Origin of the sequence: Pseudomonas fluorescens, from assembly GCF_001708445.1 — a bacterium.
Classification (GTDB): Bacteria; Pseudomonadota; Gammaproteobacteria; order Pseudomonadales; family Pseudomonadaceae; genus Aquipseudomonas; species Aquipseudomonas gorinensis.
Genome location: NZ_CP015637.1, coordinates 6107557 through 6134408, shown reverse-complemented (window position 1 = coordinate 6134408; position 26852 = coordinate 6107557). Strand labels below are relative to the sequence as shown.

Sequence of the window (26852 nt, the reverse complement as noted above, 5' to 3'; positions counted from 1 at the left end):
TGCCGCGGACTCCATATCCACGGGCGCATCTTGAATGTCGACGATAGCAGACAACATCGGCCTGGTTAGCGAGCGGATCCGCGCCGCAGCCAACGCCGTGCAACGTGACGCAAACAGCATCCACCTGCTGGCCGTGAGCAAGACCAAACCCGCGCAAGCCGTGCGCGAAGCCTATGCCGCCGGCATGCGCGACTTCGGTGAGAACTACCTGCAGGAAGCATTGGGCAAACAGGCCGAATTAACCGACCTGCCCTTGAGTTGGCACTTCATCGGCCCCATTCAATCGAACAAGACTCGTGCGATCGCCGAGAATTTCGCTTGGGTGCATTCCGTGGACCGCCTGAAAATCGCACAACGCCTCTCCGAACAACGCCCGGCTGACCTGCCGCCACTGAATATCTGCATCCAGGTCAACGTCAGTGGCGAGGCCAGCAAATCCGGCTGTACTCCCGCCGACCTGCCGGCCCTGGCCAACGCCATCAGCGCCCTGCCGCGCTTGAAGCTGCGCGGCCTGATGGCGATCCCCGAGCCGACGGAAGATCGAACCGCTCAAGATGCAGCGTTCGCCACCGTGCGTGACCTGCAAGCCAGCCTGAACCTGCCGCTGGACACACTTTCCATGGGCATGAGCCATGACCTTGAGTCGGCCATCGCCCAAGGTGCCACCTGGGTGCGGATCGGCACCGCCCTGTTTGGCGCCCGCGATTATGGCCAGCCGTGAAATGGCTGATCTCCCACTGAATAAGGACCTGTCATGAGCAACACGCGTATTGCCTTTATCGGCGCCGGTAACATGGCGGCCAGCCTGATTGGCGGCCTGCGGGCCAAGGGCCTGCAAGCCCAACAGATTCGCGCCAGCGACCCGGGCGCCGAGACCCGCGCCCGCGTCAGCGCCGAGCACGGTATCGACACGTTCGCCGACAACGCCGAGGCCATCCAGGGCGTCGACGTGGTCGTGCTGGCGGTCAAGCCGCAGGCCATGAAGGCCGTGTGCGAAAGCCTGCGCCCAAGCCTGCAACCCCATCAACTGGTGGTGTCCATCGCCGCCGGCATCACTTGCGCCAGCATGAACAACTGGCTCGGCGCCCAGCCGATCGTACGCTGCATGCCCAACACCCCGGCGCTGCTGCGCAAGGGTGTGAGCGGTTTGTACGCCACGTCCGAAGTGACCGCCCAACAGCGCGACCAGGCCCAGGAACTGCTGTCCGCCGTGGGCATCGCCTTGTGGCTGGAACAGGAACAGCAACTGGATGCGGTCACCGCCGTGTCCGGCAGCGGTCCGGCGTACTTTTTCCTGCTGATCGAAGCCATGACCGCCGCCGGCGTGAAATTGGGCCTGCCCCAGGAAGTCGCCGAGCAACTGGCCGAGCAAACCGCCCTGGGCGCCGCGCAGATGGCCGTGACCAGCGAAGTGGATGCCGCCGAGCTGCGTCGTCGCGTGACCTCCCCAGGCGGCACCACGCAAGCCGCTATCGAATCGTTCCAGGCCGGGGGGTTTGAAGCCCTGGTGGAAAAAGCTCTCGGCGCCGCTGCGCACCGTTCGGCTGAAATGGCCGAACAACTGGGCCAATAGTCGTCCCTTACAAAGGAATAAATGATGCTTGGACTCAATGACGCTGTGATCTTCATCATCCAGACCCTGGGCAGCCTGTACCTGCTGGTCGTGCTGATGCGTTTTATCCTGCAACTGGTGCGGGCGAACTTCTACAACCCGCTGTGCCAATTCGTGGTGAAGGCCACGCAACCACTGCTCAAGCCCCTGCGCCGGGTGGTCCCGAGCATGTTCGGCCTGGACATGTCCTCGTTGGTGCTGGCGCTGCTGCTGCAGATCCTGCTGTTTGCGGTCATCCTGATGCTCAAGGGCTACTTGCCCAAAACCTTGCTGTTGCTGCCGTGGGCACTGATTGGCGTGTTCTCGCTGTTCTTGAAGATCCTGTTCTGGTCGATGATCATCAGCGTGATTCTGTCGTGGGTGGCACCGGGCAGCCGCAGCCCGGGGGCTGAGCTGGTGGCGCAGATCACTGAGCCGGTGCTGGCGCCGTTCCGTCGTTTGATTCCCAACCTGGGTGGCCTGGATATCTCGCCGATTTTCGCGTTCATTGCGATCCAGCTCCTGCAAAGCTGGGCGATTCCATACTTGGCGGACTTCGTCGCCATGCCGCCGCTGTTGTTTGGCCTGATCTGATCCTCCCTCGGATGATCGTTCTCACGCCCTGCGCGAGAACGATCTCCCACTCCCCTCCGGCCTTTGCTTGCCGCTGGGTGCAGCGGTCTTTAGACTTACGCCTCATTTAAACGAGAGCAGGGTCGATGCCAACTGCCTTCCCCCCCGATTCTGTTGGACTGGTCGTGCCCCAAGTGGCGCACTTCAGCGAACCGCTGGCCCTGGCCTGCGGCCGTTCGCTGCCTGCCTATGACCTGATCTATGAAACCTACGGCCAACTGAACGCCACGGCGAGCAACGCCGTGCTGATTTGTCACGCCTTGTCCGGCCATCATCACGCCGCCGGTTTCCACAGTGCCGACGAGCGCAAGCCGGGCTGGTGGGACAGCTGCATCGGCCCCGGCAAGCCCATCGATACCAACAAGTTCTTCGTGGTCAGCCTGAATAACCTCGGCGGCTGCAACGGCTCCACCGGCCCCAGCAGCCTCAACCCGGAAACCGGCAAGCCGTTCGGCGCGGACTTCCCGGTGCTGACCGTGGAAGACTGGGTCCACAGCCAGGCCCGCCTGGCCGACCTGCTGGGCATCCAGCAATGGGCCGCCGTGATCGGCGGCAGCCTGGGCGGCATGCAGGCGCTGCAATGGACCATCACCTACCCGGATCGCGTGCGCCATTGCCTGGCGATCGCCTCGGCGCCCAAGTTGTCGGCGCAGAACATCGCCTTCAACGAAGTGGCCCGCCAGGCGATCCTGACCGACCCCGATTTTCACGGCGGTTCGTTCCAGGAAGCGGGCGTGATCCCCAAGCGTGGGCTGATGCTGGCGCGGATGGTCGGGCATATCACTTATCTGTCCGATGATTCCATGGGCGAAAAATTCGGCCGTGGCCTCAAGAGCGAGAAGCTCAACTACGACTTCCACAGCGTCGAATTCCAGGTGGAGAGCTACCTGCGTTATCAGGGCGAGGAGTTCTCCGGGCGTTTCGATGCCAACACCTACCTGCTGATGACCAAGGCCCTGGACTATTTCGACCCGGCGGCGAACTTCAACGATGACCTGGCGAAAACCTTCGAAGGTGCCAAGGCCAAATTCTGCGTGATGTCGTTCACCACCGACTGGCGCTTCTCGCCTGCCCGCTCGCGGGAACTGGTGGATGCCTTGATGGCAGCGAAGAAAGACGTCTGCTACCTGGAAATCGATGCTCCGCAAGGCCACGACGCCTTCCTGATCCCGATCCCTCGTTATCTGCAGGCGTTCAGGAACTACATGAACCGCATTACTCTGTGAGAACGCCATGAGAGCCGACCTGGAAATCATCCAAGACTGGATACCCGCCGGCAGCCGTGTGCTCGACCTTGGCTGCGGCGATGGCGAACTGCTGAGCTGGCTGCGCGACAACAAGCAGGTCACCGGCTACGGCCTGGAAAACGACCCGGACAACATCGCCCAGTGCGTGGCCAAGGGCATCAACGTGATCGAGCAGGACCTGGACAAGGGCCTGGGCAACTTTGCCAGCAACAGCTTCGACGTCGTCGTGATGACACAGGCCCTGCAAGCGGTGCATTACCCGGACCGCATCCTCGACGAGATGCTACGCGTCGGCCGCCAGTGCATCATCACCTTCCCCAACTTCGGGCACTGGCGCTGCCGCTGGTACCTGGCCACCAAGGGCCGCATGCCGGTATCGGATTTCCTGCCTTACACTTGGTACAACACGCCGAACATCCACTTCTGCACGTTCGAAGACTTCGAAGCGCTGTGCGGCGAACGCAAAGCCAAGGTGATCAACCGCCTTGCCGTCGATCAACAGCATCGCCACGGCTGGGCGAGTAAGCTATGGCCTAATTTGTTGGGTGAGATTGGGATTTACCGGGTCAGCAGTCCTGGTCTGACGGACCATAAGATTGCCGTCTAACTATTTTTAAGGAGGACGATCATGAGTCGCCTGGCTGTTTTTCTACTCACCGCGTGCCTGGGCGTCAGCGCCATGGCCGCCGACCCTATCGACAGTAAACGCCAGAAAGAATTTGGCGATATCACCGTACACTACAACACCTTCACCTCCAGCTTCCTGCAGCCCGACACGGCCCAGGCGGTTGGCGTGGTACGCAGCAAAAACAAGGGGCTGATCAACGTGACCGTGATCAAGGGCGTGACGCCCGTGGCCGCGCAAGTCACCGGCACGGTCAAAGACCTGAGCGGCAGGAGCGAAATCCTGACGTTCAAGCAGATTACCGAGAAAGGTGCGATCTATTACCTCGCGCCCTACAACGTGCCGCAACAAGAAATGCGGGTTTTCACCATCAATGTTGAAACCGGCGGCAAGGCCCATGGTTTCCAATTCAACCAGGAACTGTTTCCGGCGGACTGATGAACCTGACTCAACTCGTGCTGGCCAGCCATAACGCCGGCAAACTCAAAGAACTCCAGGCCATGCTCGGCGAATCCGTGCAACTGCGCTCGATCGGTGAGTTCAGCCAGGTGGAACCGGAAGAAACTGGCCTGTCGTTCGTCGAGAACGCCATCCTCAAGGCGCGCAATGCTGCACGCATCTCGGGCCTGCCGGCGTTGGCCGATGATTCGGGCCTGGCGGTGGACTTCCTCGGCGGCGCTCCGGGTATCTATTCCGCGCGCTATGCCGACGGCAAGGGTGACGCGGCCAACAACGCCAAGCTGCTGGACGCCCTCAAGGAAGTACCGGACGCCGAGCGCGGTGCGCAGTTCGTCTGCGTGCTGGCTCTGGTGCGACATGCCGACGACCCGCTGCCGATCCTTTGCGAAGGCCTGTGGCACGGGCGCATCCTGCATGCGGCCAGCGGCGAGCATGGGTTTGGTTACGACCCGCTGTTCTGGGTGCCGGAGCGCAATGTCTCCAGCGCCGAACTGAGCCCGGCCGACAAAAACCAGATCAGCCACCGCGCCCGCGCCATGGCTTTGCTGCGCCAGCGCCTGGGCTTGAAATGACCCAGAACACCTCCGCGCAGCCGCTGATCCACGGCGGCGCGCAAACACCAAGGGCGGCGTTGCCGGTGCTGCCGCCCCTGGCGCTGTATATCCACATCCCGTGGTGCGTGCGCAAATGCCCTTATTGCGACTTCAACTCCCACACCGCCAGCCCCGTGTTGCCGGAAGAAGAGTACGTCGACGCGCTGCTGGCCGACCTCGATCAGGACCTGCACGCGGTGTACGGCCGTGAACTGAGTTCGATCTTCTTCGGCGGTGGCACCCCGAGCCTGTTCAGCGCCGCCGCGCTGGGTCGCCTGCTCAAGGGGGTTGAAGCACGCATCCCGTTTGCCGACGACATCGAGATCACCCTGGAAGCCAACCCCGGAACGTTCGAGCAAGAGAAGTTCGTGGCTTACCGCAAGCTGGGGATCAATCGCCTGTCCATCGGCATCCAGAGCTTCCAGCAGGAAAAACTCGCAGCCCTGGGCCGCATCCACAACGGCGATGAAGCCATGCGCGCCGCCGGCATGGCGCGCCAGGCCGGGTTCGACAACTTCAACCTGGACCTGATGCACGGTTTGCCCGATCAGTCCCTGGATGACGCCTTGGGCGACCTGCGCCAGGCCATCGCGCTCAAGCCGACCCATTTGTCGTGGTACCAGCTGACCCTGGAGCCCAACACCGTCTTCTGGAACCAGCCGCCGACGCTACCGGAAGACGATACCTTGTGGGATATCCAGGAAGCCGGCCAGGCGCTGCTGGCCGAACACGGTTACGCGCAATATGAAGTCTCAGCCTATGCGCAACCGGGGCGTGCGGCGCGACATAACCTCAACTACTGGAGCTTTGGTGACTTTATCGGCATCGGTGCCGGCGCCCACGGCAAGCTCAGCCACCCGAATGGACGCATCGTGCGTACCTGGAAGACCCGCGCGCCGAAGGACTACCTCAACCCGGCCAAAAGCTTTCAGGCTGGCGCGAAGGAACTGACCAACGAAGAATTGCCGTTCGAGTTCCTGATGAACGCCCTGCGCCTCACCGAAGGCGTCGAGGCCAAGCTCTATGCCGAGCGCACCGGCCTCGACCTGGCCAGCCTCGATGAGGCCCGGCGCGAGGCAGAACAAAGTGGCTTAATGCAGGTCGAACCGTCACGCCTGGTGGCCACCGACCGCGGGCAACTCTTTCTCAATGACCTGTTGCAGAAGTTTTTGAGCTGATCGCTCTTAAGGAAATCGAATGGATTTGGTACTCGACCTGCTCGCCACCGTATCCCGCTGGAGCCGCAGCAACCTGTCGGAAATATCCCTGGCCCTCGTCGGCTGCCTGTTGGTGCTGTTCGGCGCGGACATCAAGGGCTGGGTTGAAGCCCGCCTGGGCAGCATCGCCGGCGCGTTGCGCGTACCGTTGATGGCCCTGCTGTGCATGATCGGCAGCGGCGCGGCGCTGATCTACGCCACGCCGTGGATTGTGCGAGGGTTGAGCCAGTTCAATAACTACAGCCTGGCGCCGGTGCTGGTGGTGGTGCTGGTGTTGATTGGCGTCGTCGCTGATCGCCGCTGATTCCATACCCAACACAGATACAAATGTGGGAGGGGGCTTGCCCCCGATAGCAGAATATCAGTCAACCACTCTATGACTGACCCACCGCTATCGGGGGCAAGCCCCCTCCCACATTTTGACCGCATTCCAAGTGACCGGCTGATCAGTCCACTTTCTCGAACTTCAAATCCCAAACCCCATGCCCCAGCCGCTCGCCGCGGCGTTCGAACTTGGTGATCGGGCGTTCGGCCGGGCGCGGTACGCATTTGCCGTCTTCGGCCAGGTTGCGGTAGCCGGGGGCGACGTTCATCACTTCCAGCATGTATTCCGCGTAGGGTTCCCAGTCGGTGGCCATGTGCAGGATGCCGCCGACTTTCAACTTGCTACGCACCAACTCGGCGAAGGAGGCCTGGACGATACGGCGCTTGTGGTGACGGCTTTTGTGCCACGGATCAGGGAAAAACAGCATCAGGCGGTCAAGGCTGTTGTCGGCGATGCAGCGGTTGAGCACCTCGATCGCGTCGCAGTCATACACCCGCAGGTTGGTCAGGCCCTGGGTGAGCACGCCGTTGAGCAGCGCGCCGACACCGGGCCGGTGCACTTCCACACCAATGAAATCCTGTTCGGGCGAGGCCGCGGCCATTTCCAACAGGGAGTGGCCCATGCCGAAACCGATTTCCAGGGAACGTGGGGCCGAGCGACCGAACACCTGGTCGTAATCCACCGGCGCGTCGGCCAGGGGCAGGACGAACAGCGGCGTGCCCTGTTCCAGCCCCTTTTGCTGGCCTTCGGTCATGCGACCGGCGCGCATCACAAAACTCTTGATACGGCGGTGCTTGGACTCGTCGCCTGCGTCCACGGTGTTCGGCGTTTCGTTTGATTCAGTCATCAATGGCTCTTACTTGATCAGACCATCCAGCGGCGAGGAGGCGCTGGCGTAGAGTTTTTTCGGCATGCGCCCGGCAAGGTAGGCCAGGCGGCCCGCGACGATCGCGTGTTTCATGGCTTCTGCCATCATGATCGGTTGCTGGGCATTGGCGATGGCAGAGTTCATCAGCACCGCTTCGCAGCCCAGTTCCATGGCGATGGTGGCGTCGGAGGCAGTGCCTACACCCGCGTCCACCAGCACCGGAATCTTGGCTTCTTCGAGGATGATCTGCAGGTTATACGGGTTGCAGATCCCCAGGCCCGTGCCTATCAGGCCAGCCAGTGGCATCACGGCGATGCAGCCGATTTCGGCCAGTTGGCGGGCGATGATCGGGTCGTCGCTGGTGTAGACCATCACGTCGAAACCTTCCTTGACCAGGGTTTCGGCGGCCTTGAGGGTTTCGATCACGTTGGGAAACAGGGTTTTCTGGTCGGCAAGTACTTCCAGCTTCACCAGGTTGTGGCCGTCGAGCAGCTCACGAGCCAGGCGGCAGGTGCGCACGGCTTCGATGGCGTCGTAGCAACCGGCGGTATTCGGCAGGATGGTGTAGCGGTCTGGCGGCAGGATATCCAGCAGGTTCGGTTCGCCCGGGTTCTGGCCGATGTTGGTGCGTCGCACGGCCACGGTCACGATCTCGGCGCCCGAGGCTTCGATGGCCAGGCGGGTTTCTTCCATGTCGCGGTACTTGCCGGTGCCGACCAGCAGACGGGACTGGTAGGTGCGGCCGGCCAGGACGAAGGGCTTGTCGCTACGAACGATGCTCATGGGAAATCCTCGAAATGGGGTGAGGTTCTGCAGAATCCGGGGTGGCGCGCCTGGACGCCGGACGACTAGCCGCCGCCGATGGCGTGCACCACTTCGACCTGGTCACCTTCGGTGAGCGCGGTCTCGGCGTGCTGGCTACGCGGGACGATATCCTGGTTGAGCTCCACTGCGACGCGACGCCCGGTCAGGTCCAGGCGGGTCAGCAGGGCCGCAACGGATTCACCGTCGGGCAGTTCAAAAGATTCGCCGTTCAACTGAATGCGCATGCCACGGGCCGCCATCGTTTTTAGGGGCCAGCATTCTAGCCCGATTGAGGTTGCTGGCCCAAGTCCTCCGGTCAGCGAAAGCTTTAATCAGCCTGCAGGCGCCATGCCGCCAGGCCGAGGAAGAACCAGCCCAGCAGGAACGCGAGCCCGCCAAATGGCGTGATGATGCCCAGCTTGCTGATGCCAGTCAGGGTCAGCACATACAGGCTGCCGGAGAACAGCAGAATACCGACGGTAAACGAGAGACCCGCCCAGTTGACCAGCCGGCCAGGCATATGCGCGGCCAGCAGCGCGACGCCGAACAGCGCCAGGGCGTGCACCAACTGGTAGGTGACGCCTGTGTGGAAGATTGCCAGGTACTCGGCGCTCAGGCGGTTTTTCAGGCCATGGGCGGCGAATGCACCGAGGGCGACGCCGGTGAAGCCGAAAAAGGCAGCCAACATCAGAAAGCCACGCAGCATGAGGAACTCCAGTCAGACTCATTGGGCAGGGTCTGTATAATGGCCCGCTCAACGGGTTCGGCCAAGCCATCTCTATGCTGCGTGTCCTCTTCAATCGTTTTCTCAAAGTCGTGAAATGGTTTGCCATCGGCAGCGTTTTGCTGGTGCTGCTATTCCGTTTCGTGCCGCCACCGTTCACGGCGTTGATGGTGGAACGCAAGGTTGAATCCTGGTTCGACGGCGAACCCATTGACCTGCAGCGCACCTGGGTGCCCTGGGACCAGATCTCCGATGACCTCAAGGTCGCTGTGATGGCCGGTGAAGACCAGCGCTTCCCGCAGCATTGGGGCTTTGATTTCGGCGCGATCCAGGCGGCGCTCCTGCACAACGAGCGCGGCGGTTCGATTCGCGGCGCCAGTACGCTGAGCCAGCAGGTGTCGAAAAACCTGTTCCTGTGGGCAGGCCGCAGTTATTTGCGCAAGGGCCTGGAGGCCTGGTTTACCGGGCTGATCGAGGTGCTGTGGCCCAAGGAGCGGATTCTTGAGGTGTACCTCAACAGCGTGGAGTGGGATGAGGGCGTGTTTGGCGCGGAAGCGGCGGCGCAGCATCACTTCGGCGTAAGTGCCAAGGGGCTGTCCCGGCAACAAGCCAGCTATCTGGCGGCGGTACTGCCTAACCCACGGGTGTGGAGCGCAAGCCATCCGACCGCCTATGTGGCGCGACGGGCCGCATGGATTCGCCAGCAGATGAGCCAGTTGGGTGGGGATGGTTATCTGGTGGAGTTGAACAATTCGCGCAAGGCGCCTTGGTCCGACTGAGACAACACAAAACAAATGTGGGAGGGGGCAAGCCCCCTCCCACATTTTTAAGCCGCGATCGACAGCTTCAGCTTATTCATCGCGCTTTTCTCAAGCTGACGAATCCGCTCGGCCGACACGTTGTACTTCTGCGCCAGGTCGTGCAGCGTGGCTTTTTCTTCCGCCAGCCAGCGCTGGTAGAGGATGTCACGGCTGCGGTCGTCCAGCACTTCCAGCGCTTCGTGCAGGTTGTGGTTGGAGTTGTCACTCCAATCAGCGTCTTCCAGTTGACGCGCCGGGTCGTACCGGTGGTCTTCCAGGTAGTTGGCTGGCGATTGGAAGGCGCTGTCGTCGTCCGCTTCGGCGGCCGGGTCGAAGGCCATGTCATGGCCGGTCAGGCGGCTTTCCATCTCACGTACTTCACGGGGCTCCACGCCAAGGCTTTCGGCCACGCGGTGGACTTCCTCGTTGTTCAGCCACGCCAGGCGTTTCTTCTGGCTGCGCAGGTTGAAGAACAGCTTGCGCTGGGCCTTGGTGGTCGCGACTTTCACGATGCGCCAGTTGCGCAGGATGAATTCGTGGATTTCCGCCTTGATCCAGTGCACGGCAAACGACACCAGGCGCACACCCATCTCCGGGTTGAAGCGCTTTACAGCCTTCATCAGGCCGACGTTGCCTTCTTGGATCAGGTCAGCCTGGGCCAGGCCGTAGCCACTGTAGCTACGGGCGATATGTACGACAAAACGCAGGTGGGCGAGCACCATCTGCCGAGCCGCCCCCAAATCCTGCTCATAGTAGAGACTCTCGGCCAGTTCACGCTCCTGCTCCGGTGTCAGCAATGGAATGCTGTTCACCGTGTGCACATAAGCCTCCAGGTTCGCACCTGGGACCAAAGCATAAGCAGGTTGCAAAGAAGTGGTCATACGAAAAAACCTCCGACTCACATAACTCGTGCAGTTCAGCACTGCGAAAATTGACCGGGAACCGTAGGACAAGTTCCCTAAACTACTGATACGGCCAATACAAACGAAACCACATTACCCTGACATTAACTACTTCGGTGCCAGCTCACGTAAATGCCGTGCGACCGCAATCCACGCACCGATATACCCCAACAATACCGCGCCAAGCAAGAGCGACAGACCGTCGGCAACCGGCACGCCCGCCAGGGCGAAATCACTGCCGTACAAGCCGGCAAGCCCGACCACCGCGTCATTCAGCCAGTCAAGGCCAAACGCCAGGACACCCCAGGACAAGATCCCCGCACCAAAGCCATAAAGCGCGCCCATGTACAGAAAGGGACGACGCACATAGCTGTCCGTGCCGCCGACCAGTTTAATCACTTCTATCTCGGTGCGACGGTTTTCAATATGAAGACGAATGGTATTACCTATCACCAAAAGTAATGCAGACACCAACAGCACCGTCAGGCCGAACACAAAGCGGTCGCCCAGCTTGAGAATCGCGGCCAGGCGCTCTACCCAGACTAGATCAAGTTGCGCCTGTTGCACCTTGGGCATCTCTGCGAGTTTTTGTCGCAGCGCTTCAAGGGCAGGCTTGTCGACTTCATTCGGCGTCACCAGCACCACGCCCGGCAGCGGGTTCTGCGGCAGCTCTTTGAGCGCCTCACCTAATCCGGACTGCTGCTGGAACTCTTCAAGGGCCTGATCGCGGCTGATGTACTCGGCATCCGCCACGCCCGGCAGGTTCTTGATGTCATCACGCAGAGCCTCGCCCTCTCTGGCACTGGCATCCAGGTTCAGGTACAGCGAAATCTGCGCCGCACGCTGCCAGGAACCGCCCAGGCGCTCCACATTATTGAGCAACAGCGACAAGCCCATCGGCAGGCTCAAGGCCACGGCCATCACCAAACAGGTGAAAAAGCTGCCGATGGGCTGCTTGCCCAGGCGACGCAGGCTGTCCAGCAGGCTGGCGCGATGGCTTTCGATCCAGGCGCGCAACAGGGTGCTGAAGTCCGGGCCGTCGTCTTCGTCGTGTTTTTTCTTTTTCGGCTGCGGGTCGGCTGCCTTTGGCGCCACACGCTCGGAAACCTTGGGGCTGCGGGTCGCACTCATACGCCAGCCTCCCCGTCGCCGATCAGGCGCCCGCGTTGCAGCGTGAGCATGCGATGGCGCATGCGCGCGATCAACGCCAGGTCGTGACTGGCAATCAATACGCTGGTGCCCAGGCGATTAATGTCTTCAAACACCCCCATGATCTCGGCGGCCAGGCGCGGGTCGAGGTTACCGGTGGGTTCGTCCGCCAACAGCAGGGCCGGGCGATGGACGATGGCGCGGGCGATGCCGACGCGCTGTTGCTGGCCTGTGGACAGGTCACCCGGGTAGAGGTCGGTCTTGTCGGACAGCGCCACGCGCTCCAGGGCCGAATCCACGCGCTTGACGATCTCGGCCTTGGACAACCCGAGGATCTGCAATGGCAAGGCAATGTTATTGAACACCGTGCGATCGAACAGTAACTGGTGGTTCTGGAATACCACGCCGATCTGGCGGCGCAGGAACGGAATCTGCGCATTGCTGATGGTGGCCAGGTCCTGGCCGGCCAGCAGCAGCTTGCCGGTAGTCGGGCGCTCCATGGCCAGCAGCAGGCGCAACAATGTACTTTTACCGGCGCCCGAATGGCCGGTCACAAACAAGAATTCGCCGCGACGCACTCGAAAGCTCAGCTCATGCAAGCCGACATGCCCGTTGGCATAGCGTTTACCGACCTGTTCGAATCGAATCATGAACGCTCCCGCTCGGCAAACAGTGCCTGGACAAAGGGTTCGGCTTCAAAAGTGCGTAGGTCGTCGATGCCTTCACCAACGCCGATGTAACGAATCGGTAACCCGAACTGCTTGGCCAGGGCGAAGATCACCCCCCCCTTGGCCGTGCCGTCGAGCTTAGTCAATGCCAGGCCGGTCAGTTGTACCGTCTGGTTGAATTGTTTGGCCTGACTGATGGCGTTCTGCCCAGTGCCGGCGTCCAACACCAGCAACACCTCATGCGGCGCGTCGGCATCGAGCTTGCCGATCACACGGCGGACTTTCTTCAGCTCTTCCATCAAATTGTCTTTGGTGTGCAAGCGACCGGCGGTGTCGGCGATCAGCACGTCAATATTGCGCGCCTTGGCGGCTTGCACGGCATCGAAGATCACCGAGGCCGAATCGGCACCGGTGTGCTGGGCGATCACCGGGATCTTGTTGCGCTCACCCCAGACCTGCAATTGCTCCACAGCAGCGGCGCGGAAGGTGTCGCCAGCGGCGAGCATGACTTTCTTGCCTTCCAGTTGCAGCTTCTTGGCCAGCTTACCGATGGTAGTGGTCTTGCCGGCGCCGTTGACGCCCACGACCAGGATCACGAAAGGTTTCTTCGGGGTAATCACCAGCGGCGCTTCCACCGGCTTGAGCATCGCGGCCAGCTCGGCTTGCAGGGACTTGTACAGTGCGTCCGCGTCGGTCAACTGCTTGCGCGCGACCTTCTGGGTCAGGCTCTGGATGATCACGGCGGTGGCTTCAACGCCCACGTCCGCCGTCAGCAGGCGAGTCTCGATGTCTTCGAGCAGTTCGTCATCGATGGTCTTCCTGCCCAGGAACAGGCTGGCCATGCCTTCGCCGATGCTGGCGCTGGTCTTGCTCAGGCCTTGCTTGAGGCGGGCGAAGAAACCGGTCTTGCTGGTTTCGACGGCAGCGACGGGCTCGGGCTCGACGGGAACCGGCTCAACCACGGGCGCGACAACCGCAACGGGTGTCGGCTCGCTCACAGCCACAGGTGCAGGGGCTTCGAACACAACAGGAGCCGGCTCGATAACCACCGGAATCGGCGGCGTCACATGCTCGGCCTGCACATCGTCAACCAACGCCACGGGCTCCTCGGCCACCGGCAGCTCCGGCCACGGCTTATGCTCGGGCTCAGGTTCCGGCACCACGTCGGCCACTGGCTGCAACACCGGTTCAGCCATCGGCAGCACCACCGGCGCCGGCGCTTGGGCAACCGGTTCGGCTTCTACTATAGGAGCGGGGATCGGCTCAGCTTGAACCTGTGGCTGTTCGACGACGGTTTCCTGCGGCTTTTTGCGCAGCCATCCGAACAGGCCTTTTTTCTCGCCAGCCGCAGCTGGGGTCTTCTTGTCGTCGTTGGAACCAAACATGGAGACGGCTATCTCAAGGTAGCGACGCGCCAAGGGGCACATCGGTAAATAAAATTCGATGCGTAACAGACTGTTTTTTAGCCAGCTCGTTCATGCGCAACATTTTGTAAGGCCTAAATAGGGCCTCAACAAGACAGCCACAGTGGCCGTCCCTTAGTCGGATCAGTATCCTAGCACCTCCTCGCCCGCCGACGCTAAGACCAAGCGGGCAGCCCAACAGGTTTAAAAACGAATGAATGCTCTAGCCCGCCGCGCTGCAGGCCTGCTGCTCAGCACAGTTTGTCTGCCCCTCTCAGCCTTGGCTGCCGACCCACAACCCACCCATGAATTCACCTTGGATAACGGCCTCAAGGTCGTGGTGCGCGAAGACCATCGCGCGCCGGTGGTGGTTTCGCAGGTCTGGTACAAGGTCGGTTCGAGCTACGAAACCCCAGGCCAGACCGGTTTGTCCCACGCTCTGGAACATATGATGTTCAAAGGCAGCGCCAAGGTCGGCCCCGGCGAAGCCTCGCTGATCCTGCGCGACCTGGGCGCCGAAGAAAATGCCTTCACCAGCGATGACTACACCGCTTATTACCAGGTACTGGCCCGCGACCGCCTGGGCGTCGCTTTCGAGCTGGAGGCCGACCGCATGGCCAGCCTGCGCCTGCCGGCCGACGAGTTCAGCCGCGAAATCGAGGTCATCAAGGAAGAGCGCCGCCTGCGCACTGACGATAACCCGATGTCCAAGGCCTTCGAGCGCTTCAAGGCCATGGCCTACCCCGCCAGTGGCTACCACACGCCGACCATCGGCTGGATGGCCGACCTCGACCGCATGAAGGTCGAGGAACTGCGCCACTGGTACCAGTCTTGGTATGTGCCGAACAACGCCACGCTGGTAGTGGTGGGCGATGTCACCCCGGATGAGGTAAAAAACCTGGCCCAGCGCTACTTCGGCCCTATCCCCAAGCGTGACGTACCGCCCGCCAAGATCCCGATGGAACTGGCCGAGCCCGGCGAGCGCCTGTTGACGATGCACGTGCAGACCCAATTGCCGAGTGTGATCCTGGGCTTCAACGTACCCGGCCTGGCCACCGCCGAAGACAAGCGCTCGGTCCAAGCCCTGCGCCTGATCTCGGCCCTGCTGGACGGTGGCTACAGTGCACGGATCTCCGAGCAACTGGAGCGTGGTGAAGAGCTGGTATCCGCCGCATCCACCAACTACGACGCCTACACCCGGGGTGACAGCCTGTTCACCCTCTCGGCCACCCCGAACCAGCAAAAGAAAAAGACCGTTGCCCAAGCCGAAGCCGGCCTGTGGCGCCTGCTGGAAGAGTTGAAGGCCAAGCCACCGACCGCCGAAGAACTGGAGCGCATCCGTGCCCAGGTCATCGCCGGCCTGGTATACCAGCGCGATTCCATCACCAGCCAGGCAACGGCCATCGGCTCCCTGGAAACCGTCGGCCTGTCCTGGAAACTCATGGACACCGAGCTGGCCGACCTGCAAAGCGTGACCCCGGAAGACATCCAGAAGGCCGCACGCACCTATTTCACCCGCGAACGTCTCAGCGTCGCCCATGTTCTGCCTCAGGAGACCGCTCATGAGTGATCGCAAAAGCAGCCGCCTGATCCTGCCCGGCCTGATCGCCGTCACCTTGATCGCAGCAAGCGCCGTGTATTTCCTGCGCCCCAGCGAGTCCGTCGCCAGCCAGGCCCTGGACAAGGCCCAATCGGCCAACAAGCTGCAATCTTTGGCAGAGCTGAACGGCAAGGCGCCGACCAATCGCAAGCTCGATGTGCAAACCTGGACCACCGCCGAAGGCGCCAAGGTGCTGTTCGTCGAGGCCCATGAACTGCCGATGTTCGACATGCGTATCCTGTTCGCCGCTGGCAGCAGCCAGGACGGCAACGTCCCGGGCCTCGCGCTGATGACCAATGCCATGCTCAACGAAGGCGTGCCGGGCAAGGATGTCAGCCAGATCGCCAGCGGTTTTGAAAGCCTGGGCGCCGACTTTGGCAATGGCGCTTACCGCGACATGGCGCTGGTCTCCCTGCGCAGCCTGAGCGACAGCACCAAGCGCGACGCCGCCCTGACGCTGTTTGACCAGGTGATTGGCAAGCCGACCTTCCCCGCCGACTCCCTGGCACGGATCAAGAACCAGATCCTCGCCGGCTTTGAATACCAGAAGCAGAACCCCGGCAAACTGGCCAGCCTTGAACTGTTCAAGCGCCTGTACGGCGATCACCCTTACGCTCACCCAAGCGAAGGCACGCCAGAAAGCGTTCCGAAGATTACCCTCGCGCAGTTGCAGGCGTTCCACGCCAAGGCTTATGCGGCGGGTAATGCCGTGATTGCCGTGGTCGGTGATTTGACTCGCGCCGAAGCCGAAGCGATGACGGCCAAAGTGTCGGCCTCGCTGCCCAAGGGCCCGGCCCTGGCGAAGATCGCCCAGCCGACCGAGCCCAAGGCTGGCCTGAGCCATATCGAGTTTCCGTCCAAGCAGACCCACCTGTTGTTCGCCCAACTGGGTATCGACCGAGCCGACCCGGACTACGCGGCCCTCTCCCTGGGCAACCAGATCCTCGGCGGCGGTGGTTTCGGCACCCGGTTGATGAGTGAAGTGCGCGAGAAGCGCGGCCTGACCTACGGCGTGTACTCCGGTTTCTCGCCGATGCAGGCACGCGGCCCGTTCATGATCAACCTGCAGACCCGCGCGGAAATGAGCGGTGGCACCCTGCGCCTGGTCGAGGATGTGCTCGCCGACTACATCAAGACCGGCCCGACGCAAAAGGAGCTGGATGACGCCAAGCGCGAGCTGGCCGGCAGCTTCCCGCTGTCGACCGCGAGCAACGCCGATATCGTCGGGCAACTGGGCGCCATGGGTTTCTACAACCTGCCGCTGAGCTACCTGGAAGATTTCATGAAACAATCCCAGGCCCTGACCGTAGAGCAGGTCAAGGCTGCCTTGAACAAACACTTGAGCGCCGACAAGATGGTCATCGTGACCGCCGGCCCGACCACTGCGCAAAAGCCACTACCGCCCCCCACTGATAAACCTGCCGAGCAGCCGCTCGGGGTTCCGGAGCATTAATGGCCAGTTCATCTCGCCCGAAAAAACCTGTCCACAACGTGCATAACGGTGTGGGCCAACTGCGCATCATTGGCGGCGAATGGGGCAGCCGCAAGCTGAGCTTCCCCGACGTCGTGGGCCTGCGCCCAACGCCGGATCGCGTGCGCGAAACCCTGTTCAACTGGCTGGCCCCGTACATCGCCGGGGCGAAGGTGCTGGACCCGTTTGCCGGCAGCGGCGCCCTGTTCCTGGAGGCGCTGTCCCGTGGCGCGGCCCAGGCACAGGCGCTGGATGCCAGCAATGTGGCGGTGTCCAGCCTCAAGGAGCACCTGGGCACCCTGCGCTGCACCAACGGCCAGGTGCAGACCGCTGACGCGCTGCGCTACCTGGAAACCCAGGCGGCGAGCGAATACGACGTGGTGTTCCTCGACCCGCCATTCAACCAGAACCTGTTGCCGACGGTGTGCGCATTGCTTGAAGAGCGCCAATGGCTGGCACCGGACTCATGGATCTACACTGAAAGCGAGACGGCACCGTCTACCTTGGGTTTGCCGGGCGCCTGGCGCCTGCACCGGGAACAAAAATCCGGGCGGGTGTATTACGCGCTGTGGCATCGGTTGGTCGAAAGCGCCGTCTGACCTTTCAGACTGGCGTCAAGTGTGGCGAGCGGGCTGCCCCGCGTCGGGCTGCGAAGCAGCCCTAAAACCTGCGACGGCACTCTGACTGAATAAATGCGGTGTTCTTGATGGGGCTGCTTCGCAGCCCAACGCGGGGCAAGCCCTAATGCCGTTCAGTTAAGCGTACATCGCCTTCTGTAGGAGCGAGCTTGCTCGCGCGCCTGTGAGTTTTTCGCGAGCAAGCTCGCTCCTACAAAAAAGCCTTAACTGAACGGCATTAGGGCAAGCCCCCTCCCACATTTTTGATTGGGTTTGCAGTGGGGGGTTAGAAGTCGCCCCACAACTGCTGGGCAACCGCCAATGCGACTACCGGCGCGGTCTCGGTGCGCAACACGCGTGGGCCGAGGCGGGCAGCATGGAAGCCGGCGCCTTGGGCGGTGTCGACTTCGTTGTCGGTCAGCCCACCCTCCGGCCCGATCAAAAACGCCAGGCTCCCAGGCTTGGCATGGCTGATCATCGGCTCGGCCACCGGGTGCAGCACCAGCTTCAGGTCCGCCTCGACCTGCTTCAACCAGTCCGCCAGCAACAACGGTGGATGAATCACCGGCACCGTCGAACGCCCGCATTGCTCACAGGCGCTGATCGCCACCTGGCGCCAGTGCAGCAGGCGTTTGTCGGCGCGTTCGTCCTTGAGGCGCACTTCGCAACGCTCGCTGAAAATCGGCGTGATGGCGTTGACCCCCAATTCGGTGGCTTTCTGGATCGCCCAATCCATTCGCTCGCCTCGGGATAAACCCTGACCGAGGTGGATATGCAGCGTCGATTCGCTCTGCCCGGCAAAGCTTTCGGTCAGTTGCACGGTGACGCGTTTTTTCCCGACCTCCAGCAGCGTGCCACGAAACTCCTGGCCGGAGCCGTCGAACAATTGCACGGCGTCACCTTCGCCCATGCGCAGCACGCGGCTGATGTAGTGCGCCTGGGCTTCCGGCAGTTCATGGTCGCCGAGGCTCAGCGGGGTGTCGGTGAAAAAACGGGACAGTCTCATTTCTGTTCTCTGGAAAAGTGTTCTGTAGGCGCGAGCTGGCTTGCTCCCGTTCGACTGCGCAGCAGTCGCCGGCTGTTGGGGCGCTTCGCACCCCAGGGGGGGCAAGCGCCCTCGCCACAGGAAGCCGGCTCCTGCAGGGGCGCGGGATGATCAGCCCGGATCACGAAAACCTGGGTGGAAGTCCTTCGGCACCGCCACACTGACCTGGCTGTTGGTCGCGATATCGATGCCCTCGCTGGCGACTTCTGCCAGAAAGTCGATCTGCTCCGGCGTGATCACATAGGGCGGCAGGAAATACACCACGCTGCCCAGCGGCCGTAACAGCGCGCCACGTTCCAGGGCATGTTCGAACACCTTGAGGCCACGGCGTTCCTGCCACGGGTAGGCGGTCTTGGTGGCTTTGTCCTGGACCATCTCGATGGCCAGTACCATACCGGTCTGGCGCACTTCGGATACGTGCGGGTGGTCGACCAGGTGCGCGGTGGCGGTGGCCATGCGCTGGGCCAATGCCTTGTTGTTCTCGATGACGTTGTCTTCTTCGAAAATATCCAACGTCGCCAATGCTGCCGCGCACGCCAGCGGGTTGCCGGTGTAGCTGTGGGAATGCAGGAAGGCGCGCAGGGTCGGGTAGTCGTCGTAGAAGGCCGCGTAGACGTCTTCGGTGGTCACCACCGCCGCCAGCGGCAGGTAGCCACCCGTGAGGGCCTTGGACAGGCACAGGAAGTCCGGGCGGATGCCGGCCTGCTCACAGGCAAACATGCTGCCGGTGCGACCGAAGCCCACGGCGATTTCGTCGTGGATCAGGTGCACGCCATAGCGGTCGCAGGCTTCGCGCAGCAGCTTGAGGTACACCGGGTGGTACATGCGCATGCCACCCGCGCCCTGGATCAGCGGCTCGACGATCACGGCGGCGACGGTGTCATGGTTGTCCGCCAGGGTCTGCTCCATGGCCAGGAACATGGCGCGCGAGTGTTCTTCCCAGCTCATGCCGGCTGGGCGCAGGTAGCAATCCGGGCTGGGCACCTTGATCGTGTCCAGCAGCAGCGCCTTGTAGGTCTCGGTAAACAGCGGCACGTCGCCCACCGACATCGCGGCGATGGTTTCGCCGTGATAGCTGTTGGTCAGGGTCACGAAGCGCTTTTTATTCGGCAGGCCGCGATTGAGCCAATAGTGAAAGCTCATCTTCAGGGCGACTTCGATACACGACGAACCGTTGTCGGCATAGAAGCAGCGGGTCAGGCCTTCGGGCGTCATCGCGACCAGGCGTTCGGACAGTTCGATCACCGGCTGGTGGCTGAAGCCGGCGAGGATCACGTGTTCCAACTGGTCGACCTGGTCCTTGATGCGCTGGTTGATGCGCGGGTTGGCGTGACCGAAGACGTTGACCCACCAGGAGCTGACGGCGTCGAGATAGCGCTTGCCTTCGAAGTCTTCCAGCCACACGCCTTCACCGCGCTTGATCGGGATCAGCGGCAGTTGCTGGTGGTCTTTCATCTGGGTGCAGGGATGCCACAGCACCGCGAGGTCGCGTTGCATCCACTGGTTGTTCAAGCCCATCGGGTTATCTCCTCGAAGCGGTCCTGCAACTGGCGCAGGTGAAACAATCGCGCAAGCCTATGCAATGGGCGGGTTTGTCACAACCTGTTATGTATGAATTGGCAGTAAACGCAGGACGGTCTGTCACGTTTCTTCTGGATAGTCCTTAATCCTTGGTTAATTTACTCTTCATACCCTCAAGATCGTATTTCTCGATATTTCAAAGCAAAATTTTCCGCTTTAATTCGATAGGTAAATCGCTAGTCTTGGGCACAGTTCTTACGGGATTAAGTACATGCAGCTACGTAACTCTCCGGCCCGATACGGCTGGGTCAGTATGATTTTGCACTGGGGCGTGGCCCTGGTGGTGTTTGGCCTGTTCGCCCTGGGCTTGTGGATGGTCGGGCTCGACTACTACAGCGCCTGGCGCAAAGACGCGCCGGACCTGCACAAGAGTATTGGCATCACACTGTTCGCCATCATGCTGGTACGTATCGTCTGGCGTTTGATCAGCCCGCCGCCACCACCGTTGGCCAGCTACAGCCGCTTGACTCGTATCGGCGCCGCGTTTGGCCACGCGTTCCTGTATATCGGCCTGTTTGCCGTGATGATTGCCGGTTACCTGATTTCCACCGCAGACGGTGTCGGTATCCCGGTGTTTGGCCTGTTCGACATTCCTGCCGTGGTTTCCGGTCTACCGGACCAGGCGGACACCGCTGGCGTGGTGCACCTGTACCTCGCCTGGGTGTTGGTGGTCTTTGCCGGCTTGCACGGCGTGGCTGCTTTGAAACACCACTTTATCGATCGTGATGCGACCCTTAAGCGAATGCTGGGGCGCAAAGCCTGATGTTCAACCTCGACTCACAAGGAATAGAAAGCATGTTGAAAAAGACACTCGCCGCGCTGGCAATCGGTTCTGCTCTGCTGTCGGCAGGCCAGGTGATGGCCGCTGATTATGTTGTCGACAAAGAAGGCCAGCACGCCTTCGTTGATTTCAAGATCAGCCACTTGGGCTACAGCTACATCACCGGTACCTTCAAGGATCTGGACGGCAAGTTCAGCTTCGATGCCGCCAAGCCTGAAGACAGCAAGATTGAGTTCAATGTCCGTACCGCCAGCGTGTTCACCAACCACGCCGAACGTGACAAGCACATCTCCAGCAAAGACTTCCTGGACGTGGGCAAGTTTGCCGATGCCAAGTTCGTCTCCACCAGTGTTAAAACCACCGGTAAAAATGCTGCAGGCCAAGTCACTGCTGACGTGACCGGCGACCTGACGTTTCACGGTGTGACCAAGCCGATCGTCGTCAAGGCGACTTTCCTGGGTGAAGGCAAGGACCCATGGGGCGGCTACCGTGCTGGCTTTGAAGGCACCACCAGCTTCAATCGCCAGGACTTCGGCAAGCAGATGGACCTGGGCCCAGCGTCCAACACGGTTGAACTGTACGTCACGTTTGAAGGTGTGAAAGCGAAGTAATTTTCGCCTCGCATACAAAAATGCCCCGCATCTTTGGATGCGGGGCATTTTTTATGGTGCGTTGAAACTCAGCGGTTGCGGGTCAGCAGCGCTGGTTTTTCACCACGAGGACGGCCTGGCAGTTGATCCAACTGCTCCGGTGTCGGGAAGCGGTCGGCTTTCGACTCCTTGTGGATGATCTTTGGCGCCGGGCCACCGCGTGGGTTCTGCACGGCGGGTTCGGACAAGCGTGGCTGGTCGTCACGGGCCGGGCGGCGGTTGTTGCTGCGCGAATCTTCGCGACGCGCCTGGCCATCACGGGGTGCGCCATTACGCGGGCCGCTGCGCTTGGCCGGTGGTGTGCCGGTGGTGCCGCCGCTGCTGTTGCGAGGGCCGTTCTGACGACCGCCCTGCGGCTGGCCGCCACGTGGAGCACCAGCGCCAGCACCTTGTGCCGGTGCGCCTGGACGACGGCCACGGCCCTGGGCCGGTTTGGCCTGGGGCACGTAGTCGACGCGGTTACCGAAGTTATCCACGTCGTCATCAAGGAACTCGTCCGGGGCACGATCGGATGCGGCGCGTGGTGGCTGGCTCGGCTGGCGCTGTTCGCGGGCCGGGGTGCCTTCACGGGGTTTCTGCTCGCGGGCCGGGCGTTCGCCACGGCCGTTGGTTGGCGCTTTTTCCTTGCCGCCCTTGTCCTTGCCCTTGTCACGACGGCCGCCGCCACCACCGCCGCCGTTCGGGCCATCGCCCTTCGGACCGCGTGGGTTGCGTGGGTTACGCACGTCCGGACGCTCGCGTACTTCAGGCTTTTCAGCCTCGACGGCGCTGGCATCGAAGCCCATCAGGTCGCCATCGGCGATTTTCTGCTTGGTCATGCGCTCGATGCTTTTCAGCAGTTTTTCTTCGTCCGGTGCGACCAGGGAAATGGCCTCGCCCGAACGACCGGCGCGGCCGGTACGGCCGATACGGTGCACATAGTCTTCGTCGACGTTTGGCAGTTCGAAGTTGACCACGTGGGGCAACTGGTCGATATCCAGGCCGCGCGCGGCGATATCGGTGGCTACCAGGATGCGTACTTCACCGGCCTTGAAGTCGGCCAGGGCCTTGGTACGCGCGTTCTGGCTCTTGTTGCCGTGGATGGCAACGGCGGTCAGGCCGTGCTTGTCCAGGTATTCGGCCAGGCGGTTGGCGCCGTGCTTGGTGCGGGTGAACACCAGGACCTGTTCCCACGCGCCGTGGGTGATCAGGTGCGCCAGCAACGAACGCTTGTGGCTGGCGGCCAGGCGGAACACGCGCTGCTCGATACGCTCGACCGTGGTGTTCGGCGGCGTGACTTCGATACGTTCCGGGTTGTGCAGCAGCTTACCGGCCAGGGCGGTGATGTCGTTGGAGAACGTTGCCGAGAACAGCAGGTTCTGACGTTTGGCCGGCAGGCGGGCGAGGACCTTCTTCACGTCATGGACAAAGCCCATGTCGAGCATGCGGTCGGCTTCGTCCAGCACGAGGATTTCCACGTGGGACAAATCGACGCTGCCTTGGCCGCACAGGTCAAGCAAGCGACCTGGGCAGGCGACCAGCACGTCGACACCGCGGGACATGGCCTGAACCTGTGGGTTCATGCCGACGCCGCCGAAGATGCAGGCGCTGACGAACTTCAGGTCGCGGGCATACAGCTTGAAGCTGTCGTGCACCTGGGCGGCGAGTTCGCGGGTAGGGGTCAGGACCAGGACGCGCGGTTGGCGCGGGCCGTGACGCTGGGATTTGTCCGGATGACCGTTGGGGAACAACCGCTCCAGAATCGGGAGGGCGAAGCCGCCGGTTTTACCAGTACCTGTCTGAGCCGCAACCATCAGGTCGCGACCTTGCAACACGGCGGGAATGGCCCGCTGTTGCACCGGAGTAGGCTCGGTATAGCCCGCTGCCTCGATGGCGCGGACTAAAGCCTCGGAGAGACCGAGGGAAGCAAAGGACATGAGTAATCCTGTTTTAGTTAGGGCTTGGCCCAAAGGGATAATCTTGCCGGGCGTGAATGGCGCTTAGGGGAGCGCAATCCCGTCCGGTCCTGCTGCGTCTGGCGGGCACTCCACCGGCTCGCGCGGGCTTGAAAGCTGCGCAGTAGCGGGGTTGGGTGCCTTTTTCAAGACCTCAGCGGCCGGGCGTAAGCCTGGCGGGAAGGCCGGAGTATAACAGAGCAATCACCGCGCGCTGCTTTCCTGCTGCTCAACGGTGCGTTCAGGTGCCGTAATGGCAGCGTTTTTGGCATGGAGGCCGCCGTATTTGGCGCTCAAGGCAGTGTAGGCCGGCTCTTGTTTGAAGCGTTTGAGCTCGGCGGCAAAGCGTTGCACCAGCAGGTCCATGCCCGCGCCACGGCGCACGGCGAGGAATTGCTGTTGGCGGCTGACCACCAGGGGAGCCTGGCTGACCTTGCCCTCCAGGCCCAGTTGCTTGATCACATGCTGACCCACTCGGCTGTCGGTGATCAGCAGATCGATGCGCCCCAGCAACAATTTGCCGAAGTTGGCTTCATGGCTGGGAGCCGGTTCGCGGGTGAACAGGCTGGAGTCGGTGAATTCGGTGCCATACAGATAGCCCGGCGAGGTGCCGACCGTCCGGCCGCGCAGGTCATCGAGGGTCTGGGCCGGGTAAGGGCGTTCGTTGGCGTAGAACAATACGAATTCCACTTCCGACAGGGGCTCGCTGGGATACAGCAGCAGTGCGTCGCGGTCGTGGCTGTGGAAAATATCCAGCGCGCCGTCGGCATGGCCCTGTTCGAGCATGGCCAGGCAGCGCTTCCAGGGCAGGAATTGCCATTCAACATCGACGCCCAGGCGCTGGAACACGATCACCGTGGTTTCGTAGTCCAGCCCGCGCATGGCACCGTTATCGTCGTACACATAGGGCGCCCATGGCTCGGTGACAATGCGCAGTTTCTCGCCATGAGCGGCCAGGCTCAGGCAAGTCAAGAGGGCAACGGTCAACAGCTTGGGGATGACGGACATACCCGGAGGTTACGACGCTCCTGCGCTAAAGAGAAGCTCTGGCGCAAGCTTCTGCGGGCGCTGCTACTTGGCCGGCGAGGTCATCAAGTGTTCGTAGATCGCGGCGCGTCGAGTGCCGAGAATCAGGCGTACCACCGGGTTGGCGAACCAATGCTCCAGCTGGTGGGCATCGATCGGGCGTTTCTGCCGCTCTTCCTGGTTCTGCCGGGCCTTGTCCCACCAAACCGGGCCGCAAGCCTGGTCGAATTCGTTCTCATGCTCGTAGCAGCCATAGAGGATTTCGCGGATGAACTGCTGCTGGTGCTTGGGCAAAAGCAGGGTGATCAGCTTGTACATCAGGCGCTGCACGCGAGGCGGGCGCGGCAGGTGCGCCGAGACCTGGCGAGTATCGGCCAGGGCCAGCGAGCTGGTGGGGGCGGCTGCGTGCTTGGCGATCCACGCCTTGACCTTGGCGCGAAACAGTTGCTTGCGGCTCCAGTAATGGTGGATCAGGTCCGGGCACTCGCGCACGTTGACGGTGCGGTAGGCGGCGATCGACAGGCAGAACTCTTCCAGGGTGTAGGCGCCCTGGGCGTGGGGGAACAGTTCGTCCATCAACGCAATGGAGCGATCGAGGATATGCGCGTCCTGTTGCGTCAGGCCCATGACCCCGGAGTTGAGGGTCATCATGTCATCGTCGGCCACGCCCATGTCCAGCAGGCGCTGGTGCAGCGCGGTGTAGAGGACGCTTTCGTGGTTATCGCCATACCGGGTGTAGAACGCGTTGCACAACAGCGTGCCGGGTTGCACGCGCTCGAACAGGTCCATGGGCGAATGGTGGAAGAAGGTGTCGGTGTCGATCAGGATCGCCAGCGGCGACTCTTCCAGCACTTGGCGCAGCGCCACGTGCTTGGTGCGGAAATGATAGCCGTGGGGCTCGCTCCAGCGTTTGCGCGTGGCCTCGTCCAGCGGGCGCACCCGCACCGGCAGCAGGCGATAGGGTTGTGGGTTGTCGCTGAATACCTGGATGTCCACGGCGGCGTCCGGGGTTTCCTGCAGAAACGCCAGTGCGCTGGCGATACTGAATACCGCCTCCTGGTGGTAGGTCTCGGAGCCAAAGACCAGGTAGACCAGTTGCGGGCGGGAAGTCGTGGGCGCTGTATTCATGAACTGCTGGGTTCCGTAGGCATGTAAAACGACAAAGGCCCTCGTAGAAACGAGGGCCTTGGCACAGCCGGACAAGCTTTAGCGTGGCAGCTTGAGGTTGTTCCAGATGGCAAGGCTGGGTTCAGCCTGGTTCAGGGTATAGAAGTGCAACCCTGGCGCGCCACCTTGCAACAATTGTTCACACATCTCGCTGATAACCTGTTCGCCGAACGCCTGGATGCTCTTGACGTCGTCGCCATAGGCTTCCAGTTGCTTGCGTACCCAGCGTGGAATCTCGGCACCGCAGGCGTCGGAAAAACGCGCGAGCTTGCTGTAGTTGGTGATCGGCATGATGCCGGGCACGATCGGGATGTTCACACCCATGGCCCGTACACGCTCGACGAAGTAGAAGTAGCTGTCGGCGTTGAAGAAGTACTGGGTGATCGCACTGTCGGCGCCAGCGTTGGCCTTGCGCACGAAATTCTGCAGATCATCTTCGAAATTGCGCGCCTGAGGGTGCATCTCCGGGTAAGCCGCCACTTCGATATGGAAGTGATCGCCGCTTTCCTCGCGGATGAAGCTCACCAGGTCATTGGCGTGGCGCAGCTCACCGCTGGCCATGCCCATGCCGGAGGGCAGGTCGCCACGCAGGGCGACGATACGCTTGATGCCGGCTTGCTGGTATTGGGTCAGCAGGCTGCGCAGGTCGGCCTTGCTGTCGCCCACGCACGACAAGTGCGGGGCGGCGGGAACTTTGACTTCGCTTTCCAGCTGCAACACGGTGTTGATCGTACGATCACGGGTCGAGCCGCCGGCGCCGTAGGTGCAGGAAAAGAAGTCGGGGTTGTAGCTGGCCAACTGCTTGGCAGTCGCCATCAGTTTTTCATGCCCAGCATCGGTCTTGGTGGGGAAGAACTCGAAGCTGTAGCGACGGTCTTGGGACATGGTCATACCCTTTGAAACTCAGAAGCGTGCAACCCACCTGCACTGTAGGAGCGAGCTTGCTCGCGAAGAACGTCAACGATAACGCGT

General features: G+C 61.8%; 29 protein-coding genes. 15 read left to right on the top strand and 14 right to left on the bottom strand.

Features of this window, described 5'->3' with window-relative positions; genetic code table 11:
- Positions 1–34 precede the first annotated feature (34 nt).
- The 9 genes from A7317_RS27440 to A7317_RS27400 all read left to right on the top strand — a co-directional run bounded on the left by A7317_RS27440 (position 35) and on the right by A7317_RS27400 (position 6669).
- Complete coding sequence (locus tag A7317_RS27440) at positions 35–721, top strand: YggS family pyridoxal phosphate-dependent enzyme (protein ID WP_024077906.1); 687 nt, start codon at positions 35–37, stop codon at positions 719–721.
- A gap of 33 nt (positions 722–754) precedes the next feature.
- A complete protein-coding gene (gene proC, locus A7317_RS27435; RefSeq protein ID WP_024077907.1) occupies positions 755–1573 on the top strand; it encodes a pyrroline-5-carboxylate reductase in 819 nt (272 codons plus the stop codon).
- Between the two features lie 24 nt (positions 1574–1597).
- Positions 1598–2185: a YggT family protein gene (locus A7317_RS27430; protein ID WP_024077908.1), complete on the top strand. Its 588-nt coding sequence runs from the start codon at positions 1598–1600 to the stop codon at positions 2183–2185.
- Positions 2186–2310: 125 nt separating this feature from the next.
- Positions 2311–3450 (top strand): homoserine O-succinyltransferase MetX, encoded by a 1140-nt coding sequence (gene metX, locus A7317_RS27425; RefSeq protein ID WP_024077909.1) that lies wholly within the window; start codon positions 2311–2313, stop codon positions 3448–3450.
- 7 nt (positions 3451–3457) lie between these two features.
- Positions 3458–4078 carry a methionine biosynthesis protein MetW gene (gene metW, locus A7317_RS27420; RefSeq protein WP_024077910.1) on the top strand — a complete coding sequence of 207 codons (621 nt, stop codon included), beginning with the start codon at positions 3458–3460 and terminating at the stop codon, positions 4076–4078.
- Between the two features lie 21 nt (positions 4079–4099).
- Complete coding sequence (locus A7317_RS27415) at positions 4100–4534, top strand: DUF4426 domain-containing protein (protein ID WP_024077911.1); 435 nt, start codon at positions 4100–4102, stop codon at positions 4532–4534.
- Complete coding sequence (gene rdgB, locus A7317_RS27410) at positions 4531–5127, top strand: RdgB/HAM1 family non-canonical purine NTP pyrophosphatase (RefSeq protein WP_162163625.1); 597 nt, start codon at positions 4531–4533, stop codon at positions 5125–5127. The genes A7317_RS27415 and rdgB overlap by 4 nt, the downstream gene beginning before the upstream one ends.
- A complete protein-coding gene (gene hemW, locus A7317_RS27405; protein ID WP_069077197.1) occupies positions 5124–6326 on the top strand; it encodes a radical SAM family heme chaperone HemW in 1203 nt (400 codons plus the stop codon). Before rdgB ends, hemW begins: the two co-directional genes overlap by 4 nt.
- Before the next feature lie 19 nt (positions 6327–6345).
- Positions 6346–6669, top strand: a complete 324-nt coding sequence (locus A7317_RS27400) for a DUF3392 domain-containing protein (protein ID WP_003176691.1) — start codon at positions 6346–6348, stop codon at positions 6667–6669.
- 142 nt (positions 6670–6811) lie between these two features.
- On the opposite strand, the gene trmB is transcribed toward A7317_RS27400, so the two are convergent.
- The 4 genes from trmB to A7317_RS27380 form a co-directional block, all read right to left on the bottom strand.
- A complete protein-coding gene (gene trmB, locus A7317_RS27395) occupies positions 6812–7537 on the bottom strand; it encodes a tRNA (guanosine(46)-N7)-methyltransferase TrmB (protein ID WP_024077914.1) in 726 nt (241 codons plus the stop codon).
- Between the two features lie 9 nt (positions 7538–7546).
- Positions 7547–8341 carry a thiazole synthase gene (locus tag A7317_RS27390; protein WP_017845016.1) on the bottom strand — a complete coding sequence of 265 codons (795 nt, stop codon included), beginning with the start codon at positions 8339–8341 and terminating at the stop codon, positions 7547–7549.
- A 65-nt stretch (positions 8342–8406) separates the two neighbouring features.
- Positions 8407–8607: a sulfur carrier protein ThiS gene (gene thiS / locus A7317_RS27385; RefSeq protein WP_069077196.1), complete on the bottom strand. Its 201-nt coding sequence runs from the start codon at positions 8605–8607 to the stop codon at positions 8407–8409.
- Positions 8608–8690: 83 nt separating this feature from the next.
- Entirely contained in the window at positions 8691–9068 is a 378-nt protein-coding gene (locus A7317_RS27380; protein WP_024077916.1) for a DUF423 domain-containing protein, read from the bottom strand.
- Positions 9069–9142: 74 nt separating this feature from the next.
- On the opposite strand from A7317_RS27380, the gene mtgA reads away from it, so the two are divergent.
- Entirely contained in the window at positions 9143–9865 is a 723-nt protein-coding gene (gene mtgA / locus A7317_RS27375; RefSeq protein ID WP_024077917.1) for a monofunctional biosynthetic peptidoglycan transglycosylase, read from the top strand.
- 47 nt (positions 9866–9912) lie between these two features.
- Here mtgA and rpoH read toward each other — a convergent pair whose 3' ends face one another.
- The 4 genes from rpoH to ftsY all read right to left on the bottom strand — a co-directional run bounded on the left by rpoH (position 9913) and on the right by ftsY (position 13990).
- On the bottom strand, positions 9913–10767 hold the full coding sequence (rpoH, locus tag A7317_RS27370) for an RNA polymerase sigma factor RpoH (RefSeq protein ID WP_003176698.1): 855 nt from the start codon (positions 10765–10767) through the stop codon (positions 9913–9915).
- A gap of 129 nt (positions 10768–10896) precedes the next feature.
- A complete protein-coding gene (ftsX, locus tag A7317_RS27365; RefSeq protein ID WP_069077195.1) occupies positions 10897–11919 on the bottom strand; it encodes a permease-like cell division protein FtsX in 1023 nt (340 codons plus the stop codon).
- A complete protein-coding gene (gene ftsE, locus A7317_RS27360; protein WP_003213784.1) occupies positions 11916–12587 on the bottom strand; it encodes a cell division ATP-binding protein FtsE in 672 nt (223 codons plus the stop codon). The genes ftsX and ftsE overlap by 4 nt, the downstream gene beginning before the upstream one ends.
- Positions 12584–13990: a signal recognition particle-docking protein FtsY gene (gene ftsY / locus A7317_RS27355; protein WP_069077194.1), complete on the bottom strand. Its 1407-nt coding sequence runs from the start codon at positions 13988–13990 to the stop codon at positions 12584–12586. The genes ftsE and ftsY overlap by 4 nt, the downstream gene beginning before the upstream one ends.
- Before the next feature lie 232 nt (positions 13991–14222).
- Here ftsY and A7317_RS27350 point away from each other — a divergent pair, with 232 nt between their 5' ends.
- Genes A7317_RS27350 through rsmD form a run of 3 tightly spaced genes read left to right on the top strand, consistent with a single transcriptional unit; the run spans position 14223 to position 17678 of the window.
- Positions 14223–15578 (top strand): M16 family metallopeptidase, encoded by a 1356-nt coding sequence (locus tag A7317_RS27350; RefSeq protein WP_069077193.1) that lies wholly within the window; start codon positions 14223–14225, stop codon positions 15576–15578.
- Positions 15571–17061: a M16 family metallopeptidase gene (locus A7317_RS27345; RefSeq protein WP_069077192.1), complete on the top strand. Its 1491-nt coding sequence runs from the start codon at positions 15571–15573 to the stop codon at positions 17059–17061. The genes A7317_RS27350 and A7317_RS27345 overlap by 8 nt, the downstream gene beginning before the upstream one ends.
- Complete coding sequence (gene rsmD / locus A7317_RS27340) at positions 17061–17678, top strand: 16S rRNA (guanine(966)-N(2))-methyltransferase RsmD (RefSeq protein WP_024077922.1); 618 nt, start codon at positions 17061–17063, stop codon at positions 17676–17678. The genes A7317_RS27345 and rsmD overlap by 1 nt, the downstream gene beginning before the upstream one ends.
- Positions 17679–17982: 304 nt before the next feature.
- Here the strand turns inward: rsmD and A7317_RS27335 are convergent, their stop codons facing one another.
- Entirely contained in the window at positions 17983–18702 is a 720-nt protein-coding gene (locus tag A7317_RS27335; RefSeq protein ID WP_024077869.1) for a 16S rRNA (uracil(1498)-N(3))-methyltransferase, read from the bottom strand.
- A gap of 150 nt (positions 18703–18852) precedes the next feature.
- Complete coding sequence (locus A7317_RS27330; protein ID WP_069077191.1) at positions 18853–20259, bottom strand: adenosylmethionine--8-amino-7-oxononanoate transaminase; 1407 nt, start codon at positions 20257–20259, stop codon at positions 18853–18855.
- A 274-nt stretch (positions 20260–20533) separates the two neighbouring features.
- Between A7317_RS27330 and A7317_RS27325 the strand changes: the two genes are divergently transcribed.
- Together A7317_RS27325 and A7317_RS27320 are read left to right on the top strand one after the other, a co-directional pair.
- Positions 20534–21085 carry a cytochrome b gene (locus A7317_RS27325; RefSeq protein WP_024077867.1) on the top strand — a complete coding sequence of 184 codons (552 nt, stop codon included), beginning with the start codon at positions 20534–20536 and terminating at the stop codon, positions 21083–21085.
- Between the two features lie 32 nt (positions 21086–21117).
- Entirely contained in the window at positions 21118–21714 is a 597-nt protein-coding gene (locus tag A7317_RS27320; RefSeq protein WP_041161044.1) for a YceI family protein, read from the top strand.
- 68 nt (positions 21715–21782) lie between these two features.
- Here A7317_RS27320 and A7317_RS27315 read toward each other — a convergent pair whose 3' ends face one another.
- The 4 genes from A7317_RS27315 to metF all read right to left on the bottom strand — a co-directional run bounded on the left by A7317_RS27315 (position 21783) and on the right by metF (position 26765).
- The gene (locus A7317_RS27315) at positions 21783–23669 is read right to left on the bottom strand and encodes a DEAD/DEAH box helicase (RefSeq protein WP_069077190.1); all 1887 of its coding nucleotides are present in this window, start codon (positions 23667–23669) and stop codon (positions 21783–21785) included.
- A 222-nt stretch (positions 23670–23891) separates the two neighbouring features.
- On the bottom strand, positions 23892–24695 hold the full coding sequence (locus A7317_RS27310) for a substrate-binding periplasmic protein (protein ID WP_069077189.1): 804 nt from the start codon (positions 24693–24695) through the stop codon (positions 23892–23894).
- Positions 24696–24758: 63 nt separating this feature from the next.
- Positions 24759–25841, bottom strand: a complete 1083-nt coding sequence (locus A7317_RS27305; protein WP_069077188.1) for a hypothetical protein — start codon at positions 25839–25841, stop codon at positions 24759–24761.
- Between the two features lie 78 nt (positions 25842–25919).
- Positions 25920–26765, bottom strand: coding sequence for a methylenetetrahydrofolate reductase [NAD(P)H] (gene metF / locus A7317_RS27300; protein ID WP_069077461.1), 846 nt, complete (start codon positions 26763–26765; stop codon positions 25920–25922).
- Between the last annotated feature and the right edge of the window lie 87 nt (positions 26766–26852).